Genomic DNA, 17576 nt, shown 5'->3' on the forward strand with positions numbered 1-17576 from the left:
GCCCTCGAACGGATGCGGGCACCGCTGCCCATTGCGCCACTGGGCGCAGGCCGCCATTCTTGAGCAGGGCCACCCGAGGCCCCCGACCCGAACCCGCCCGAGAGGACCCAATGCTCGAGTTCTTCGCCGCCGCCCCGATCATCGGCATCGTCATCCTTGCCGTCATCGTCGTGATCGCCCTGTGGATCTGGGCGAAGGTGCTGTACCGCAACGTCTCGCCCGACGAGGCCATCGTCGTCACCGGCAAGCGCTCGCGTCGCCGCGTCGTCGACGGCGTCGACACCGAGGAGTCGGGGCAGCGCGTCGTGCACGGCCAGGGCGTGTGGATCATGCCCTTCTTCCAGAAGGCGCACAAGATCTCGCTGCGCTCGCGCGCGATCGAGATCCGCGCCGAGGCGCAGACGAACAACGGCATCACCGTGCACGTCGACGCCGTCGCGATCGTGAAGGTCGGTGACTCGGCCGCGTCGATCCGTGCCGCCGCGCAGCGGTTCCTCGGGCAGGACAAGAACATCGACATGTTCGCCCAGGAGGTGCTCTCGGGTTCGCTGCGCGCCTCGATCGGTGCGACCGACGTGCTCACGATCATCAACCGCCGCGACGAGCTCTCTGCCGCGGTGCTCGGCGTCGCCCGCGAATCGCTCGTCAACCAGGGCCTCGATGTCGACTCGTTCGAGATCAAGGGCATCTCCGACACCAACGGCTACATCGACGACCTCGGCCGTGCCGAGCAGGCGAAGGTGCGCAAGCAGGCAGAGATCGCCGAGGCCGTCGCACAGCGCGAGGCGCGCGAAGCCGTGATCGCCGCCGAGCAGACCGTCGCCGAGCGCGAGGCCGAGCTCGCCCAGCGCAAGGCGGCGCTGCAGCGCGAGACCGACAAGGCGATGGCCGAGGCCGCCGCCGCCCGCCCGCTGGCCGAGGCGCTCTCGCAGCAGGAGGTCGTCGCCCAGCAGGAGATCACCGCGCAGAAGAAGGCCGCACTGCGCGCCGCGGAGCTCGACTCCGAGGTCAAGGCCGTCGCCGACGCGCAGGCCTACAAGGTGAAGGTCGAGGCCGAGGCCGCAGCCGAGGCCGTGCGCATCGCCGCCGACGCCGATCGCATCGCCCGCACGGCCTCGGCCGAGGCGCTCAAGGCCGAGGGCCTCGCCGAGGCCGACGCGATCCAGGCGAAGGGTGCCGCAGAGGCCGCCGCGACGAAGGCCGCGGCCGAGGCCGTCGCCCAGCAGTCCGAGGCGCTGCTGCAGATGCGCGTCATCGACGCCCTGCCGCTCATCGCCCGCGAGCTCGCCGCACCGATGTCGAACATCGACCAGCTCACCGTCGTCTCGACCGACGGCGCCTCGCAGCTCGCGAAGAACGCCGTCTCGGGCATCACCGAGGTCGACGCGATGCTGAGCTCGACCATGGGCGTGGGGCTCAAGGAGCTGCTCGGCTCGATCATCGGCGGCGCGGCCGCAGGCGGTGCGGCTGCTCGCGCCGCCGACCACGACGGTGCGGCCGTCGGTGCCGCGGTCGCATCGGCCGGCGCCAAGCTCGCTGCGGCCGTCGGCCCGGTCGCCGAGCGCCTCGACGCGCTCGAGCCGCTCGTCGACGACGTGGCCGACGATGCGGGTGCCGGCACGGCACGCTGACGCGACTTCGTCGACTCGGGGCCGGGTGATCCTTGCGGATCCCCGGCCTCGATCGCGTCACGCCGTCGAGTCGCGGCCGTCGCCAGGCCGCCGTCGCACCGCTTCGGCTCAGCCCGGAAGCTCGCACCACATCGTCGCGACGCGGCCTCCGCCGATCGGGGCAGTGAAGGCGCCGACCTCGCGGAAGCCCGCTCGCTCGTAGCGCCGGTTGTTCGCGGGGTTCGTCGACTCGAGGTAGGCCGGCAGCCCCTGCGCGGCGAACGCGCGCAGGTTCTCGGCGAGCATCTGCTGGGCGAGGCCCTCGCCGCGTCGCGACGGGTGCGTCGCGAGCAGGCTGAGGTACATGTGCGGGGGTTCGGCCGGGTGGTGGTGCTCGAACGCCTCCCAGATCTCCGCGAACGCGCGGCGCTGTTCGTCGTCGAGGCGCTCGTCGACGAAGGCCTGCACGTCGGCGAGCTGCTCGCGCGTCATCTCGTCGCCGCCCGACGGCAGCCACACCGCCACGGCGGCACCGTCGTCGACGACCCACACGGTCTCGTACCGGAGCGCGCCGCGCACGAACGGCGCCCAGAACCGCTCGAGCGCGGTCGCGTCGCCGTCGGCGAGTCGCAGGATCGGGCCCCACGCGGGATCGTCCGCGAAGGCGAGGGAGAGGGTCTCGGAGATGGCGGGCACGTCGGCGTCGACGGCGAGTCTGAGCTGCACGAGTCCATGGTGGCACGGATGCCCCGGCTCTGAGGTGTTCGCCGATTCGACGGCATCGTCGCGGGCTGCCCTAATTGGTATACCATCATGGGCGCGCGGAGGATCGCGCGGACGCGACCGGCCGAGGGGATTCGGAGGGCGCTGCGATTCGGAGACGTTCGGTTCCCGGGTTGCAGCAGCGTCGCGTGATCGCGCATTCTCCGCGTGATCGCTACGCTCGCGAGGCAGAGCCCGCGAGGGGCGGGTTGCCAGGCAGAGGAGACGAACGGATGACCCGACGAGACCCCCGACCGCCCACCACGGCCGACGTGGCGCACCTGCGACGCTGCGTCGACCTCGCACGCGAGGCGCTCGACTCCGGCGACGAGCCGTTCGGCTCGCTCATCGTCGACGCTGAGGGCCGCGTGCTGTTCGAGGACCGCAACCGCGTCGCGGGCGGCGACCAGACGAGGCATCCCGAGTTCGAGATCGCGCGCTGGGCCGCCGAGCACCTGACGCCCGCCGAGCGCGCGGCGAGCACCGTCTACACGTCGGGGGAGCACTGCCCCATGTGCTCGGCCGCGCACGCGTGGGTCGGTCTCGGCCGCATCGTCTACGCGGGCAGCACCGAGCAGCTCGTCGCGTGGCGACGGTCGTGGGGGCTGCCCGACGGGCCCGTTGCCGCGCTGCCGATCGGCGAGATCGCACCGGGCATCGACGTCGCCGGCCCCGCGCCCGAGTTCGCCGACGAGCTGCGTGCGCTGCACGCCCGCTGGGCCGGAGTCGACGATCGCGTCTGACGGCGCATCACGCCCCCGTCGTGCCGCGGCACGAGCGGACGCGGATGGAACAATGGTGCGCATGAGTGCGCCCGACGTGTTCGAACCGGAGTCCGTGCGGGTCACCCGGCGGATCCGCGACGAGATCCTCGACGGCGTGCGACTGCCCGGATCGAAGCTCGTCGAGCGCGACCTCGCCGAGGAGCTCGGCGTCAGCCGGGTCCCCGTGCGGGAGGCGCTGAAGACGCTCGTCGCCGAGGGGCTCGTGACCCCGCGCCCGCGCACCTGGGCGGTCGTGCGGGAGTTCACCCCTGCCGATGTCGCCGACCTCAACGAGGTGCGCTCGGCGCTCGAGGTGCTGGCCTTCCGGCTCGCGGCCAACCGGCGCACGCGCGAGGGCCTCGAGCGGCTGCGCGCGGCACTCGAGACCGAGCTCGACGCGGCGCGCGCCGGCGACGCGGCGCGTGCCCGCCGCGCTGCGGCCGACTTCCACGAGACCGTGACGGCGATCGCGGGCAACGACCTGCTGTTCGAGATCGACGGGCTGCTGCGCAGCCGGATCCGGTGGTTGCTCGTGCAGCACGAGGACCTCGACCGGGTCGCGGCAGAGCACCAGGCGCTCTACGACGCGATCGCGCAGCGAGACGTGACCCGCGTGAGCACGCTGATCCTCGCGCACATGGGCAACATCAGGTACCTCGACGACCCGACCTGGCGCGAGGACGATCCGCTGCTCGGGGCGGCGCCGGTCGAGTAGGCACGGGCCCGTGGTCGAGCGGCGACGCAGGAGCGCAGCGAGATCGGATCTGGGTCTCGACAGGCGGGCTCCTTCGTGGCTCGCTGCTCGCCTGGCGAGGTCGCTCAGACCTCGGAGGACAGCGGGTCGATGAGCGTGGGGTCGCCGGGGTCGATCGCGCGGTGGTTGTTCACGCGCGGGTCGACCTCGTACTCGGTGATCGTCGGCGCGACGCGGTCGGACGCCTCGATCAGGAAGTCGACCATCGCCTGCATTCCGCCCGCGTCGAGCTTCACCGGGTCGAGGTACCGCTCGATCTCGTCGAGCGGCAGGTACACCGGCATGCGGTCGTGGATCTCGCCCGAGGCGTCGCGCGCCTCTCTCGTGATGATCGAGGTCGACACCTGCCACTCGCCGTCGGGCAGCTTGCGCGCGGTCGAGATGCCGGCCGCCGCGAGCACGTCGCCCTCACCGTGCAGGTAGTGGGCGCGCTTCTTGCCGGGCTCGCCCGTCCACTCGAAGTAGCCGCGCATCGGCACGATGCATCGGCCCTGGGCGAACGCGCCCTTCCACAACCCGTTGGTGGCGACCGTCTCGATGCGGGTGTTGAACTGCGGGCGCTTCGCATCTTTCATGAACGACGGGTGGAAGTTCCAGACGGCCGGCTCGAGCCGCCGCACGAACTCGCCCGTCTCGCGATCGGCGCGTTCGCGGACGATTGGCACCGTATCGGTCGGCGCGAGGCTGAAGCTCGGCTGCCAGTCGTCGAAGTCGTTCTCGGCGTCGAACACCGCCGTGAGGTCGTCGACCTTCTGCGAGACCACGAATCTGCCGCACATGGATGCCTCCTGGTCGATGCCGCCCGGGTTCACCACCAGCCTGCCACCGAGCACCGACATGCGCGACGGCCTTGCGGAGAAAGAGTTTTGTTGCAAAACTATCTGCACGCTCCCGACGAGACCGCACCCCTGCGACCGCGGCGCGCCCATGACAAGGAGGCCATGTTGAAGATCGTCATCGCCGGGGCCGGCATCGGCGGGCTCGCCGCTGCCCTGAGCCTGCACCGCGCGGGCTTCCGCGACATCACCGTCTACGAGCGCGTGCGCGAGCTCAAGCCGCTCGGCGTCGGCATCAACCTGCTGCCGCACGCGGTGCGCGAGCTCACCGAGCTCGGCCTCGCCGACGAGGTCGCCTCGATCGGCGTGCCGCCGAGCCGCCTCTCGTACTACAACCGCTTCGGGCAGCCCATCTGGTCGGAGCCCCGCGGCCTCGACGCCGGCTACCGCTGGCCGCAGCTCTCGGTGCACCGCGGCGAGTTCCAGCTGCTGCTCGCCCGCGAGGTGGAGCGCCGCCTCGGGCCCGACACGATCCGCCTCGGCTGCCGGCTCGTCGGCGTCGAGCACCTCGAGACCGACTCGCCCGTCGCCCGGGTGGCCGGCCACGCCGAGTTCGCCAAGTTCGTGCGCGAGGGCGGCGACGGCCGGCCCGAGGAGTTCGAGGTCGCCGCCGACGTCGTCATCGGCGCCGACGGCATCCACTCGGCGATGCGCGCCCAGGCCTACCCCGATGAGGGCGGCCCCGTGTGGAACGGCCTCATCCTCTGGCGGGGCACCGCGACCGTGCCGACCTACCTCGACGGCCGCACCATGATCATGGCGGGCGACGGCGAGCAGAAGTTCGTCTCGTACCCCCTCGTCGCCCCCGGCGCCGACGCGGGCGCCACCCGCCTCAACTTCATCGCCGAGCGCCGAGCGCCCGAGGGCGTCGACGAGACCGCCGACTGGAACCACGCCGTCGACGCGGGCCCCATCGAACGGCTCTTCGCCGACTGGAGCTTCGACTGGCTCGACGTGCCCGCGGTCATCGCTGCCGCCGACGAGATCCTCGAGTACCCGATGGTCGACCGGAACGCGCTGCCGCAGTGGACCTTCGGCGGCTCGACGCTCATCGGCGACGCCGCGCATGCGATGTACCCGAACGGGTCGAACGGCGCTTCGCAGGCGATCATCGACGGGCGCACGCTCGCCTTCCACCTCGCGAACGAGGCATCCGGTCCGGAGGTCTCGACCGACGCCGAGGCGCGTGCCGGTGCCGTGCGCCGCGCCCTCGCGGCCTACGAGGCCGACCGCCGTCCCACGACCGCGCGGCTGCTCGAGATGACCCGGCAGCTCGGGCCCGAGAAGGTCATGCAGCTCGCCTACGACCGCGCGCCCGAGGGGTTCGCCGACATCCACGACGTCATCCCCGCCGAGGAACTGCAGGAGATCGCCGACGGGTACAAGCGCACCGCCGGCTTCCACCCCGCCGCGCTCAACGAGCGAGCGTCGCTCACGCCCGAGTCGGCGCCGCCGATGGCAGACTGAACTGATGACCGAGGGACAGCCGGCACAGGAGCTCGCGCGGCTGGGCTCGATCGTGTCGCCGCTGCGGCGCGGCCTGCTCAAGGCCGCCCGCACGGCCGCGCACCTGCCCGACCTGCCCGACGCGCACATCGAGGTGCTGCGCGCGCTGCCGCGCGGCGTCATGCGATCGCCGGGGGAGCTCGCCACCGAGCTCGGCCTCAGCCGGCCGACCGTGAGCAACCTGCTGAAGGCGATGGAGTCGGCGGGGCTCGTGACCCGCGAAGTGCCCGAGACCGACCGGCGCCGCGTCGAGGTGCGGGCCTCGACGCGGGCGCTCTCGCTCTTCGACCGGTTCGACCGGGCGAGCGAGGCGATCCTCGTCGCATCGCTCGCCCGGCTCGACGACGCCGACCGTGCGGCGCTCGCCGTCGCACTGCCCGCGCTCGAGCGCCTGCGCGACGTCGTGCAGGAGGCGGCGCGAGGCTGAGCGCCTCGCGCGGAAGTGGCCCCGCCGACGACGCTCGGCGGACGCGCTCGGTCGGCGACAGGTTCAGACGGTGCCGAACGGGTTGTCGATCACGTACCGCCAGCCGTGCTGCTCGTCGTACCGGGCGACGTCGGCCGTGATGCCCCAGAGCGACACCTCCGAGCCGTCGGGACCGGCACCCGCGATCGCCCACTCGGCCATCACGAGGCCGGTCCCGCCCGTGACGAACGCGTGCTTGGTGCGCATCGAGATCGGCAGCCGCAACGCGAGGAACTGCTCGAGTGCCGGGCGCACGGCATCGCCCTCGACCGGCTGGCCCGGGGCCGGCACGAACACCGCGCCGGGCTCGTTGAGGTCGAGCAGGCCTTCGAGGTCCTGGGCGTTGAAGCGCTCGGCGAAGGCGAGGGGCAGGGCGCCGAGGTCGGTGACGGGAATAGACATGGAGGCTCCGATCTTCGAGTAGGTGACCCGGAGGACGGGTCATCGAGAAAGACGTCGACGAGCGAGAGATGTGACAGATGCCCTCATCCGCCCCTCAGGAGAGCACGTTGCTCGAACTCATCGCCGATGAGCCCCAGAGGCTCCGTCGTCGCGCGCTCAGTCTCGGAATCCATCCCGACGACGCCGACGACCTCGCGCAGACCGTGCTGCTGCGCGCCTGGAAGGCGATCGACGGCGTGCGCGACCCCGGCGCGGGCACGGTGTGCGCGTGGGTCGACGCGATCGCGCGCAACACCGCCGTCGACCACCTCCGCGGGCGGCGCTTCGACGACCGGCTCGACGCCGAGTCGCACGTCGACGCACCGTCGGTCGACGAGCGCATCGAAGCACGCGTCGACCTTCGCGCGACCCTCAGCGCGATCGGCGACCTGCCCGAGCCGCTACGGACCCCACTCGTGCTCTCGGCGCTCGAGGATCGATCGGGCAATGAGATCGCCGAGTTGCTCGGCATCAGCCCGGCGCTCGTGCGCCAGCGGATCAGACGGGCGCGCCAGCGCTTGGCCGCCGCGCTCTCGTCGCGCGCGGTCGAGCCCGACCCGGGCTGAGCGGGGGGTTGCGGGGACGCTCGCCGCGCTCGCTCCTCAACCCGCGAGCGGGAGCGCGATCGGCAGCACCTCGGCGCCGGGCAGGCCGGCGAGGTACGCGCCCGACACGAGCAGCTTCGCGTCGCGGTTGCCGCCGCCGACGATGAGGCGTTCGTGCGCGGCGACCGACTCGTCGACGAGGATCGGCCAGCCCTCGGGCAGGCCGAGGGGTGTGATGCCGCCGACCTGCATGCCGGTGAGCTCGACCGCGAGGTCCATGGGCGCGAACGACAGCTTGCGGGCGTCGAGGCGCCGTCGCACCGCGCCGTTCACATCGAGCCGGTCGGCGCCGCGCACGAGGCACGCGGCGTACCAGGTGCGGTCGCCGCGGCGGGCCTGCACGACGACGCAGTTCGCGCCGTCGCCGGGCGAGACCTCGTAGTGCTCGCAGAACGCGGCGGTGTCGGCGAGCGACGCGTCGATCGACGCGACGAGCACGTCGCGATCGGGCGCGGCGGCCAGTGCGGCGGCGGTCGGCGGGGCGAGCAGCTCGGGCGAATCGACGGCGGGCGAGAAGTCGAGGGTTCCGAAGCGCATGGTCGCAGCGTAGCGGCGACCGGTGGAGCGGGACTCGAACTTCCGATCGATGCCGGGCCCCGAGGCATCCGCGTACCCTCGGAGGGGAGGGAACACCATGGATCTCGAGCCGATGCTCTTGAAGCTCGACCGCATCGCCGGCGGCCGCGCCGCGGGCGTGAAGGTCGCGGACGAACTCGTCGGCCACCCGCGCACCCGCCGCGCGTTCACGTGGATCACCTGGCTGCTCGCGCTCGAGGTGCTCATCGGGCTCGCGGCGTTCGTCGTCGCGGCCGTGCTGTTCTTCAACGGCACGGTGCTCGCGTTCCCGGTGTGGATGCGCATCCTCGTCGTGCTCGGCATGACCGTCACGCTCTTCTACTTCGCCTGGCGGGCGCAGAAGGGCTACCGCTGGGCGTACTCGCGGCTGCGGCTGTTCAGCAAGATCTTCCCGGTCGTGACGCTCGTGATGGCCGCGATCCCGGGGCTCTTCCCGTTCTGGATGGTGACCGAGCAGATCGTGTTCAGCCTCATCCTGATCGGCATCGCCGACTTCCTCGACAGCGACCACATGCGGCAGGTGTTCCGGAAGCCGGACGAGCAGACCGGGCACGCGGTCTCGTAACGGCGCTCAGAACCGGCGGGCGAGCAACCGGGATGCCTCGTGCGTGAGCCCCGCGATCACGTCGGCGACCGGGCGTGACGTGCGCAGCAGCCCGACCCCCTGACCGGCGTCGAAGGGCACGAGGTCGTGCTCGCCGGCGGAGTTGGCGCGTGCGAACTCGGCCTTGAACGCGTCGAGACCGTCGCCGTGGCTCTCGCCGCGCAGCTCGGGCAAGCGGTGCTCCCATTCGTCGACGAAGTCGTTGCGGATGACCCGCTCGGGGAAGCGGTCGGGCCACGGCAGCCCGAGTGCGGCATCGGCCGCGCTCGTGTTGACCGTGTCGTCGCCCGTCGCGGCGAAGATCACCGGCTTCGCCGACTCGGGCGTGAGCGCCTCGGGGCTCGCGATGAACGCGGTGCCGATCCAAGCGGCGTCGGCACCGGCCGCGAGCACCGCCGCGAGGCTGCGACCCGAGCCGATCCCGCCGGCGGCGAGCACCGCGGGTGACCCCGAGCGACCGGTCGACTCGTGCGCGCCGGTCGCCCCGGCGGCGGCCCGGCGGTCGTCGAGCGCGTCGAGCACCGCGTCGAGCAGGGCGAGCGTTCCCATGCGCGGGTCGCCGTGCCCGCCGCCCTCCGCGCCGCGGGCCACGATGACGTCGACCCCGGCATCGGCCGCGACGACCGCCTCGGCCGCGGTGTAGACCTGCGTCGCCGCGAGGCATCCGGCCCCGTGCACGCGGTCGACCCAGTCGAAGCGGGTTGCGAAGCCGACCGAGACGAGCGCCGGGCGGGCCTCGAGCGCGACGTCGAACATCGCCGGGTCGCGTTCGAGCCCCCAGTGCACCATGCCGATGCCGAACGGGCGCCGGCCTCCTGCCGCCTCGAACTCGGCGCGCTGCGCCGTGAGCTTCGCCGCCGAGCCCGCGCTGCCCATGCCGACCATGCCGAGCGCGCCCGCACGGGACACCGCGTCGGCGAAGCGTCCGCCGGCGACGCCGCCCATCGGCGCGCTGACGATCGGCGTGGCGAGGCCGAGCGAACGCGACCACGCCGTCGAGAGCACCGGGGTGGCGTCGCTCACGACTGCACCTCCTGTTCGGCCGCCCAGCTCACGAACGCCGGATCGGCCGAGACGATCCGCGACACCTCCTCGCCGCCGTCGCACCGGCACAGGCTCACGATCGCGCCGTCGTCGGTCAGCTCGCGCAGGGCCCAAGTTCCGCCGAAGCTCTCCCAGCGCTCGAGCTCCTCGAGCGGGGTACGGGCGACGCGGGATGCCTCGGGCTGCGCCCGCCCCGAGACATCCGGAAGCGAAGCGGCAGTGGGCGACTTGCGCGTCCATCCGACCTGCTCGCCGCGGTCGAAGAAGTGGCGGAAGCTGTAGATGAGCGGGTGCCACGCGTGCGGGTCGACGTGCTGGGTGCCGGGCACGTTGAGCTCGGGCAGGGCGTGCACGCGCACCACCTCGACCTCGACCATGAAGTACCCGGCGTCGACGCCGGGGGTCATGCGGCGCACCCGGCCCTCGAACTGCAGCGGCGCCTCGCGCACGCGCGGTGGTGAGACCAGGTCGGACGGCTGCGCGCTGAACCCCGCTAGCTCGAACTTGCGCGGCTCGAACCGGTACTGGTCGGCCTTCGCGTCGGGCACCGGGTCGCGACCGGTGACGGCCGAGAGCCGCTCGACCTCGCGCCACTGCTTCGCCGCGGGGAAGTTGACCGTCAGCTGCGGACGTTCGAGCAGGTTCTGCGCCGACTGGCCGTCGGCCTCGAGTCCGAGCACGAGCATGCGCCCGAGCGCCCAATGGCTCGACGCGGGCGCGAGGTTCGCCGTGCCGTCGGCGTTCTCGGTGACGACGAGGTAGACGGGCGTGCCCACGTAGAGCACGGTCGGCTCGATGACGAGGTGCTCGTCGTTCACGGCGGGGTCGGGCGCATCGGCTCGCGGCATTGTTCGCCTCCCGGCGGTCGGTTCGCGGATGCCTCAACGCTACGCCCGCACGCTGCCCGCGCCGCCGTATGTGACGACGCGGGCACCGCGGATCGGGGGTCAGGCAGCGCCGGACTCCGCCCCGAGATGGCCCCGGCGTTCGGGCCCGAACCCGCCTGGGTGCGGATGAGCCGGAGCACCTCGAGCACCCGCAGCGAGAGGGCCCGTGGCATCCGCCATGAATCAGGTACGACGCGCTGAGGTGGGTTCGAACCGACCTCAGCGCGCCGAACCCACCTCAGCGCGGAACGGCCCCGCGTCGAGCAGCTCGCGCGCGCTCAGCGCATCGAGTCGAGGATCGCGACCAGCTGCTCGAACGTCGTCATCGGGTTGATGATCGCGAACCGGGTGTTCGGCCGCCCGGCGTGCGAGCTCGGCGTGACGAACGCGCGCTGCTCGTCGAGCAGCTTCGCCGACCAGCGCTCGTAGTCGTCCATCGTCCAGCCCTCGCGCTCGAAGACCACGATCGACAGCTGGGGGTCGCGCACGAGCTTCAGCTCGGGTCGGGTGCGGATCTCGTCGGCGATGCGCTGGGCGAGCTCGAGCGAGTTCGTGATCGCGGCGCGGTAGGCGGCGGCGCCGTAGGTCGCGAGCGAGAACCAGAACGGCAGGCCGCGCGGGCGGCGGGTCAGCTGCACCGCGAAGTCCGACGGGCTCCACTCGGGCTTGCCCGTGAGGGTGTCGAGGTACTCGGCGTGCTGCGTGTGGGCGCGGCGGCCGATCTCGGGGTCGCGGTAGATGAGCGCGCACGCGTCGAAGGGGGCGAACAGCCACTTGTGCGGGTCGACGATCACCGAGTCGGCCCGCTCGACGCCGGCGTAACGGGCACGGGCGACCGGCGAGAGCATGCCGGTGAGGCCGTAGGCGCCGTCGATGTGCAGCCAGAAGTCGTACTCGTCCTTGAGCGCGGCGATCGAGGCGACGTCGTCGACGATGCCGAAGTTCGTCGAGCCGGTCGTCGCGATCACCGCGAACACGTCGTCGCCGTGCTCTTCGAGCGCCGCGCGCACGGCGTCGCCGCGAAGCATGCCGTCGTCGCCGGCCGGAACGAGCACGACGTCGACGTCCATGACCTTCGCGGCCGACTTGTTCGACGAGTGCGCCTCGGTCGAGCAGACGAGCTTCCAGCGGGCGGGCATCGGCGCGCCGGTGGCGGCGCGCTTCTCGCGGGCGAGTTCGCGCGCGGCGACGAGCGCCGAGAGGTTGCCGATCGTGCCGCCCTGCACGAACACGCCGCCGGCACCCGTCGGCAGGCCGAACTCGTTCGCGAGCCAGGCGAGCACCTCGTTCTCGGCGTGCACGGCGCCGGAACCCTCCATCCAGCTGCCGCCGTAGAGGCTCGACGCCGAGACGACGAGGTCGAACGCCATCGCGGCCTTCGTCGGTGCCGCGGGGATGAACGAGAGGTACTGCGGGTGGTCGATCGTGATGCACGCGGGCGCGAGCACGTGCTCGAAGATCGAGAGCGCACGGCTCGCGCCGATGCCGCGCTCGTCGATGGTGCGGCCGGCCAGGCGCTGCAGCTCGGCCTCGGTCTCGGGCTTGTCGAGCGGAGTGTCGGTCGAGAGCAGGCGCCGACGCGAGTAGTCGAGCACCAGGTCGACGATCGATTCGGTTTCTCCGGTGACGGCGTGCATGCGGGTCGCGTCGATCGACGAGGAGGCCGCGGCGGCGCCCCGCTCGGAAGCGGCGGTGGTCGCGCGGGCGGGGGATTCTGGTGCGGTGCCCATGTCTGTCCTCTCGAATGGCAGAGCAAGTCTCACCCCTGATGGGGTTTCACGCAACTTCCTCGCACAGATCGCGATCGAAGCGCAACGATCCATTGTCCGATGCGATTCTGTGCAAGCTCCGTGCGTCGGCCTGCACACGGTGCTCCGGCCTCGCGGCGGGCGCGTCGGCGGGATGGCGCACACTGGAGAGGTGACCGCAGACGCCGAGCTCGACTGGCGCGCGCCGCACCCGACCGACCTGCACCAGACCGTCGGCGCGCTGCGCCGCGGCCCCCGCGACCCGAGCTTCGCCACCGCGCCCGACCGCTCGGTCTGGCGCACGACGCGGATGCCCTCGGGCATCGCGACGATGCGGCTCTCGCAGCGCGGCACCGACGAGTTCCGCTGCGAGGCCTGGGGGCCGGGCGCGGCGGAGGCCGCGGCATCCGCCCCCGAGCTGGTGGGAGCGCGCGACGCGACCGATGCGTTCGAGCCGTTGCTGCCGCGGCTCGCCGACGCGCATCGGCGCAATCCGGGCATGCGGGTCGCGCGCAGCGGTCGCGTCTTCGAGACGCTCGTGCCCGCTGTGCTCGAGCAGAAGGTGATCACGCTGCAGGCCCACGACTCCTGGCGCGCGCTGCTGCAGCGGTTCGGCGAACCGGCGCCGGGGCCCGTGCCGCGCACGATGCGGGTGGCGCCGTCGGCCGACGGCTGGCGACGCATCCCGAGCTGGGAGTGGCACCGGGCCGGCGTCGACCCGAAGCGCTCGCGCACGATCGTCGCGCTCGCCCCGTACGCCGCGCGCATCGACGAGGCCGCGTCGATGACACCCGCCGACGCGTTCGCCCGGCTTACCCACTTCACGGGCGTCGGGGCGTGGACGGCCGCCGAGGTCGCCCAGCGCGCGCTCGGCGACGCCGACGCCGTCTCGGTCGGCGACTACCACCTCGCGAACTTCGTCGGGCACGCGCTCGAGGGCCGTGACATGACCGACGACGAGATGCTCGCCGCGCTCGAGCCGTGGGCGGGCCAGCGCTACCGGGTCATCCGGCTGCTCGGGTACTCGGGTGCTCGCGGCAAGCCGCGCCGCGGCCCGCGCATGGAGTTCGTCGACCATCGCGGCCGCTAGTTCGTCGACGCGGGTCGATCGATAGGCGCGCAGCGCCGGATCGAGACCACTGCCCGTGGTCTCGACACGCTCCTTCGTCGCTCCTCGACGGCCTACCCGCCCAGCACGGCGTCGAGCGCAGGGTGCAGGTGGCGGGTCGTCAGCACGGATGCCGCGTGCCGGGCGCCCGCCGCGAGTGCCTCGGGCAGCTCGGCTCCGTCGAGGGTGGCGTCGAGCACTCCCGACATGAATGCGTCGCCTGCGCCGTTCGTGTCGAGCACGTCGACGGGCGCCGCGTCGACCCGGTGTTCGCGACCGGCGGCGTCGAGCGCGACCGCGCCCTCGGCGCCGAGCGTGCACACCGCGATCGAGGCGCCGCCGTCGATGAGGGTGCGCAGGAACGGCACCGGATCGCCGATGCCGTCGGCGTTCATGAACACGGCGTCGGCGGCCTCGATGAACGGGCGGTGGAACGCCGCCCGTCCGTCGTAGTCGTGGATGTCGGTCCAGATCGGACGGCCGGTCGCGCGAGCGGCGGGAATGAGCCGGCCGGCCTCGGGCGCGAGGTCGAGCACGATGGCCGCGGCATCCGCCATCGCCTGGCTCACGGATGCCTCGGTCGCCTGCCGCGACTCGGCCGACGCCTCGCCCGGGGAGGAGAGGTAGAGCGACACGCGCTCGCCGGCGGGGGTCATGAGGTTGAGGTGCCGCTCGGTCGCGCCGGTCGGCCCGACGATGAGTTCGACCCCGGCCGCCTGCAACGCCGCCGATACGCGAGCGCCGTCGGCGTCGGCCCCGATGAGCGTGTAGAACGCGGGGCGGCGGCCGAGGCCGGCGAGGCCGAGCGCCTTGCCCGCCGAGGTGCCGCCGACGGTCTCGTGTTCGGAGAGTGCGAACTGCATGTGCGGCACCGGCTCGGGCAGCCGGTCGAGCAGGACGATGCGGTTCCAGGACGCCGGGCCGGCGATGAAAACGTTTGCAGTCACGAGCTCCATCCTGTCGGACGCGGACGCCTCGCGCGATGTCGGTCTCGGCGGGCTCGCATTCGTCGAACGGATGGCTCAGAGCGATTCTGCGCCCGTGACTCGCGTGGCCCGGTCGTCGGCGCGCTGCCATTCGACGAGGGGCTGCAGCAGTTCCATGAGTCGGAGTGCGCGGGTGCTCGGCGTGTAGTGGATCGTGACGGGGGTCGTCGGGCGCACGTGCCGCTCGATCAGCCCGTCGGCCTCGAGCTCTCGCAGTCGTGCGGTGAGCACCCGGTCGGAGATGCCGTGCACGGTGTCGCGGTACTCGCTGAAGCGCCGCGCGCCGCGCACTCCCGCGAGCAGGATCGCGGCGTTCCACTTGCGGCCCGCGAACTCGATCGCGCCGGTGAACCGGCGGCACGCCTCGTCGTCGATGTGCCCGAGCTCGCGCAGGCGCGCCGAGCGGCGCGCGCCGAGCTCGTCGGCCGAACGCCCGGCCGAGCCGCCCTCGGCCTCGCGGGAATACTCCATGTGCGCCGCTCCTTCACTTACTTCGAGTAAGCAGCTTACCTGCTGTGTGCGCGGGTCGCGGCATCCCGGAATGATGGAAACCCGACCCCCGCTGGAACGGAGCACCATGCACTACGGACGCGAACTGCAGTTCGGCACCTTCGTCACGCCCGTCAACGACCCGCCGCAGCAGGCGGTGCGGCTCGCCGAGCTCAGCGAGACGCTCGGGTACGACCTCGTGACCTTCCAGGACCACCCGTACCAGCCGGCGTTCCACGACACGTGGACGCTCATGAGCTGGGTCGCGGCGCGCACGAGCCGCATCCACGTCGCGGGCAACGTGCTCAACGTGCCGCTCCAGCGCGAGCCCGCCGTGCTCGCCCGCGCCTCGGCGAGCCTCGACCTGCTGAGCGGCGGCCGCTTCGAGCTCGCCCTCGGCGCGGGCGGCTTCTGGGACGCGATCGCCGCGATCGGCGGTCGCCGACTGACGCCCGGCCAGGCGGTCGAGGCACTCGACGAGGCGATCCGCATCATCCGCGGCACCTGGGATGCCGGCAACCGCGACCGCTTCACCGTGCCGGGCGAGTACTACCACGTCGACGGCGCGAAGCGCGGGCCGGCGCCGGCGCACGACATCCCCATCTGGATCGGCGCGCTCAAGCCCCGCATGCTGCGCCTCATCGGCCGCGCGGGCGACGGCTGGCTGCCCTCGCTCGCGTACCTGCAGCCCGGTGACTACGCCGACGGCGCCGCACGCATCGACGAGGCCGCGCTGAAGGCCGGGCGCAACCCGGCCGAGATCCGCCGGCTCATCAACGTCGCCGGGCGGTTCACGAACGGCGCGGGAGGTGGGGGCGACGTACGGCGCCGCGGCGGCGCGATCGAGGGCGCGCCCGCCGACTGGGTCGAGCAGCTGCTGCCGTTCGTCGTCGACGACGGGGCCGACACGTTCATCCTCGCGGGCGACGACCCGACTAGCATGCAGCGCTTCATCGAGGAGGTCGCGCCCGCCCTGCGCGAGGCGGTCGAGCGGGAGCTCGGGCCGGATGCCTCGGCCGCCGTGATCCGCTCGACCGCGTCGCTCGCGAAGCGCCGCGACGGGATCGACTACGACGCCGTGCCCGCCTCGCTCGCGGCATCCGCGATCGAACCGGGCGACGCGAGGTTCGCGCGCGTGCGCTCGACCTACCTGCGCGGCGGCGACCCCGGACTCGTGCTGCAGCCGACCACGACCGCCGAGGTCGTCGACGCGGTCGCGTTCGCACGCGCGAACCCCGACGTGCCGCTCGGCATCCGCAGTGCCGGGCACGGCATCAGCGGCCGCTCGACGAACGACGGCGGCATCGTCATCGACCTCTCGCGCATGCGCGCGATCGACGTGCTCGACGAGGCATCCCGGCTGGTGCGCATCGAACCGGGCGCCCGCTGGAAGGACGTCGCCGCCGCCCTCGAACCGCACGGCTGGGCGCTGAGTTCGGGCGACTACGGCGGGGTCGGCGTCGGCGGACTCGCGACGGCCGGCGGCATCGGCTGGCTCGTACGCGAGCACGGCCTCACGATCGACCACCTGCGCGCGGTCGAACTCGTGCTCGCCGACGGCAGCGTCGTGCGCGCGAGCGCCGACGAACGGCCCGACCTGTTCTGGGCCGTGCGCGGCGCGGGTGCGAACATCGGCATCGCGACGGCCTTCGAGTTCGAGGTCGACGAGGTCGGCACGGTCGCGTTCGCGCAGCTCACCTTCGACGCGAGCGACACGGAGGCATTCCTCCTCGCGTGGAGCGACTGGGTCGTCGATGCGCCGCGCGACCTGACGAGCTTCCTGCTCGTGCAGCCCGCGGGCGGCGGCAGGCCGCCGATCGCGCACGTGATGGCGGTCGTCGACTCCGACGACGCCGACACCGTGCTCGCCCGGCTGCAGCCGATCGCCGACGCCGCCCCGCTCGTCGGGCAGGACGTGCGCCTCACGAGCTACCGCGGCATCATCTCGAACTCGAGCGACGGCGGCCACAGCGCCGAGGGCGAGCCGCTCTCGCGCACGGGCCTCATCGGGCGCTTCACGCCCGAGTTCGCCCGCGACGTCGCGCGGTTCCTCGAGACGGGGGCGAGCTACTTCTTCCAGGTGCGGGCCGCCGGCGGTGCGGTGCACGACGTGCCGGCGGATGCCACGGCCTACACCCACCGCGACGCCGAGTTCTCGGTCGTCGCGATGGGGACCCGCGCTCGCCGGACTTCGGAGACCTGGGACGAGTTGCTCGCCCCGCACATGTCGGGCGCCTACCTGAGCTTCGAGACCGAGGTCGGGCCGGCGCAGCTCGCCGCCGCCTTCCCGCCCGCGACGCTCGAGCGGCTGCGCCGCATCAAGGCCGAGGTCGACCCGGGCAACCTGTTCAGGGACAACGCGAGCGTCGCGACCGAGGTCGGGGTGTAGG

The 17576-nt window shown here is 72.6% G+C and carries 18 protein-coding genes; 9 read left to right on the forward strand and 9 right to left on the reverse strand.

Annotated elements, in window-relative coordinates; genetic code table 11:
* Positions 1–110 precede the first annotated feature (110 nt).
* Positions 111–1631 carry an SPFH domain-containing protein gene (locus tag ACWGPE_RS00120; protein WP_231429212.1) on the forward strand — a complete coding sequence of 507 codons (1521 nt, stop codon included), beginning with the start codon at positions 111–113 and terminating at the stop codon, positions 1629–1631.
* A gap of 108 nt (positions 1632–1739) precedes the next feature.
* Here the strand turns inward: ACWGPE_RS00120 and ACWGPE_RS00125 are convergent, their stop codons facing one another.
* Positions 1740–2336: a GNAT family N-acetyltransferase gene (locus tag ACWGPE_RS00125; RefSeq protein WP_231429211.1), complete on the reverse strand. Its 597-nt coding sequence runs from the start codon at positions 2334–2336 to the stop codon at positions 1740–1742.
* Between the two features lie 269 nt (positions 2337–2605).
* Here ACWGPE_RS00125 and ACWGPE_RS00130 point away from each other — a divergent pair, with 269 nt between their 5' ends.
* Entirely contained in the window at positions 2606–3115 is a 510-nt protein-coding gene (locus tag ACWGPE_RS00130) for a nucleoside deaminase (protein WP_231429210.1), read from the forward strand.
* Positions 3116–3176: 61 nt separating this feature from the next.
* Positions 3177–3851, forward strand: coding sequence for a GntR family transcriptional regulator (locus tag ACWGPE_RS00135; protein WP_231429209.1), 675 nt, complete (start codon positions 3177–3179; stop codon positions 3849–3851).
* A 104-nt stretch (positions 3852–3955) separates the two neighbouring features.
* Here the strand turns inward: ACWGPE_RS00135 and ACWGPE_RS00140 are convergent, their stop codons facing one another.
* A complete protein-coding gene (locus ACWGPE_RS00140; RefSeq protein WP_376929989.1) occupies positions 3956–4729 on the reverse strand; it encodes an SOS response-associated peptidase in 774 nt (257 codons plus the stop codon).
* A gap of 105 nt (positions 4730–4834) precedes the next feature.
* On the opposite strand from ACWGPE_RS00140, the gene ACWGPE_RS00145 reads away from it, so the two are divergent.
* Together ACWGPE_RS00145 and ACWGPE_RS00150 are read left to right on the forward strand one after the other, a co-directional pair.
* On the forward strand, positions 4835–6193 hold the full coding sequence (locus ACWGPE_RS00145) for a flavin-dependent oxidoreductase (RefSeq protein ID WP_231429207.1): 1359 nt from the start codon (positions 4835–4837) through the stop codon (positions 6191–6193).
* Between the two features lie 4 nt (positions 6194–6197).
* On the forward strand, positions 6198–6659 hold the full coding sequence (locus tag ACWGPE_RS00150; protein WP_231429206.1) for a MarR family winged helix-turn-helix transcriptional regulator: 462 nt from the start codon (positions 6198–6200) through the stop codon (positions 6657–6659).
* 63 nt (positions 6660–6722) lie between these two features.
* On the opposite strand, the gene ACWGPE_RS00155 is transcribed toward ACWGPE_RS00150, so the two are convergent.
* Positions 6723–7100 carry a YybH family protein gene (locus ACWGPE_RS00155; protein ID WP_231429205.1) on the reverse strand — a complete coding sequence of 126 codons (378 nt, stop codon included), beginning with the start codon at positions 7098–7100 and terminating at the stop codon, positions 6723–6725.
* A gap of 107 nt (positions 7101–7207) precedes the next feature.
* Between ACWGPE_RS00155 and ACWGPE_RS00160 the strand changes: the two genes are divergently transcribed.
* A complete protein-coding gene (locus tag ACWGPE_RS00160; RefSeq protein WP_231429204.1) occupies positions 7208–7705 on the forward strand; it encodes an RNA polymerase sigma factor in 498 nt (165 codons plus the stop codon).
* Between the two features lie 36 nt (positions 7706–7741).
* On the opposite strand, the gene ACWGPE_RS00165 is transcribed toward ACWGPE_RS00160, so the two are convergent.
* Entirely contained in the window at positions 7742–8281 is a 540-nt protein-coding gene (locus tag ACWGPE_RS00165) for a YbaK/EbsC family protein (RefSeq protein WP_452047861.1), read from the reverse strand.
* A 97-nt stretch (positions 8282–8378) separates the two neighbouring features.
* Here ACWGPE_RS00165 and ACWGPE_RS00170 point away from each other — a divergent pair, with 97 nt between their 5' ends.
* The gene (locus tag ACWGPE_RS00170) at positions 8379–8885 is read left to right on the forward strand and encodes a hypothetical protein (protein ID WP_231429202.1); all 507 of its coding nucleotides are present in this window, start codon (positions 8379–8381) and stop codon (positions 8883–8885) included.
* A gap of 6 nt (positions 8886–8891) precedes the next feature.
* On the opposite strand, the gene ACWGPE_RS00175 is transcribed toward ACWGPE_RS00170, so the two are convergent.
* From ACWGPE_RS00175 to ACWGPE_RS00185, 3 genes are all read right to left on the reverse strand, one after another.
* A complete protein-coding gene (locus ACWGPE_RS00175) occupies positions 8892–9947 on the reverse strand; it encodes an NAD(P)H-dependent flavin oxidoreductase (protein WP_452047862.1) in 1056 nt (351 codons plus the stop codon).
* Positions 9944–10816 carry a flavin reductase family protein gene (locus tag ACWGPE_RS00180; protein WP_452047863.1) on the reverse strand — a complete coding sequence of 291 codons (873 nt, stop codon included), beginning with the start codon at positions 10814–10816 and terminating at the stop codon, positions 9944–9946. The genes ACWGPE_RS00175 and ACWGPE_RS00180 overlap by 4 nt, the downstream gene beginning before the upstream one ends.
* Before the next feature lie 317 nt (positions 10817–11133).
* On the reverse strand, positions 11134–12492 hold the full coding sequence (locus ACWGPE_RS00185; RefSeq protein ID WP_452047933.1) for a pyridoxal phosphate-dependent decarboxylase family protein: 1359 nt from the start codon (positions 12490–12492) through the stop codon (positions 11134–11136).
* A 283-nt stretch (positions 12493–12775) separates the two neighbouring features.
* Between ACWGPE_RS00185 and ACWGPE_RS00190 the strand changes: the two genes are divergently transcribed.
* Positions 12776–13693: a DNA-3-methyladenine glycosylase family protein gene (locus ACWGPE_RS00190; RefSeq protein ID WP_275505927.1), complete on the forward strand. Its 918-nt coding sequence runs from the start codon at positions 12776–12778 to the stop codon at positions 13691–13693.
* 92 nt (positions 13694–13785) lie between these two features.
* Here ACWGPE_RS00190 and ACWGPE_RS00195 read toward each other — a convergent pair whose 3' ends face one another.
* Entirely contained in the window at positions 13786–14658 is an 873-nt protein-coding gene (locus ACWGPE_RS00195; protein WP_231429198.1) for a carbohydrate kinase family protein, read from the reverse strand.
* A gap of 75 nt (positions 14659–14733) precedes the next feature.
* On the reverse strand, positions 14734–15168 hold the full coding sequence (locus ACWGPE_RS00200; protein WP_452047864.1) for a winged helix-turn-helix transcriptional regulator: 435 nt from the start codon (positions 15166–15168) through the stop codon (positions 14734–14736).
* Between the two features lie 106 nt (positions 15169–15274).
* Here ACWGPE_RS00200 and ACWGPE_RS00205 point away from each other — a divergent pair, with 106 nt between their 5' ends.
* On the forward strand, positions 15275–17575 hold the full coding sequence (locus ACWGPE_RS00205; protein WP_452047865.1) for an LLM class flavin-dependent oxidoreductase: 2301 nt from the start codon (positions 15275–15277) through the stop codon (positions 17573–17575).
* Position 17576 lies beyond the last annotated feature (1 nt).

This window comes from Agromyces sp. NPDC055658 (genome assembly GCF_053618155.1).

Excerpts from the sequence above, each read along its gene's own strand:
- ACWGPE_RS00185 (WP_452047933.1), bottom strand. The coding sequence starts at position 12,492 with ATGCACGCCGTCACCGGAGAAACCGAATCGATCGTCGACCTGGTGCTC.
- ACWGPE_RS00165 (WP_452047861.1), bottom strand. The coding sequence starts at position 8,281 with ATGCGCTTCGGAACCCTCGACTTCTCGCCCGCCGTCGATTCGCCCGAG.
- ACWGPE_RS00170 (WP_231429202.1), top strand. The coding sequence starts at position 8,379 with ATGGATCTCGAGCCGATGCTCTTGAAGCTCGACCGCATCGCCGGCGGC.
- ACWGPE_RS00200 (WP_452047864.1), bottom strand. The coding sequence starts at position 15,168 with ATGGAGTATTCCCGCGAGGCCGAGGGCGGCTCGGCCGGGCGTTCGGCC.
- ACWGPE_RS00120 (WP_231429212.1), top strand. The coding sequence starts at position 111 with ATGCTCGAGTTCTTCGCCGCCGCCCCGATCATCGGCATCGTCATCCTT.
- ACWGPE_RS00150 (WP_231429206.1), top strand. The coding sequence starts at position 6,198 with ATGACCGAGGGACAGCCGGCACAGGAGCTCGCGCGGCTGGGCTCGATC.
- ACWGPE_RS00205 (WP_452047865.1), top strand. The coding sequence starts at position 15,275 with ATGCACTACGGACGCGAACTGCAGTTCGGCACCTTCGTCACGCCCGTC.
- ACWGPE_RS00140 (WP_376929989.1), bottom strand. The coding sequence starts at position 4,729 with ATGTCGGTGCTCGGTGGCAGGCTGGTGGTGAACCCGGGCGGCATCGAC.
- ACWGPE_RS00155 (WP_231429205.1), bottom strand. The coding sequence starts at position 7,100 with ATGTCTATTCCCGTCACCGACCTCGGCGCCCTGCCCCTCGCCTTCGCC.
- ACWGPE_RS00180 (WP_452047863.1), bottom strand. The coding sequence starts at position 10,816 with ATGCCGCGAGCCGATGCGCCCGACCCCGCCGTGAACGACGAGCACCTC.
- ACWGPE_RS00135 (WP_231429209.1), top strand. The coding sequence starts at position 3,177 with ATGAGTGCGCCCGACGTGTTCGAACCGGAGTCCGTGCGGGTCACCCGG.
- ACWGPE_RS00130 (WP_231429210.1), top strand. The coding sequence starts at position 2,606 with ATGACCCGACGAGACCCCCGACCGCCCACCACGGCCGACGTGGCGCAC.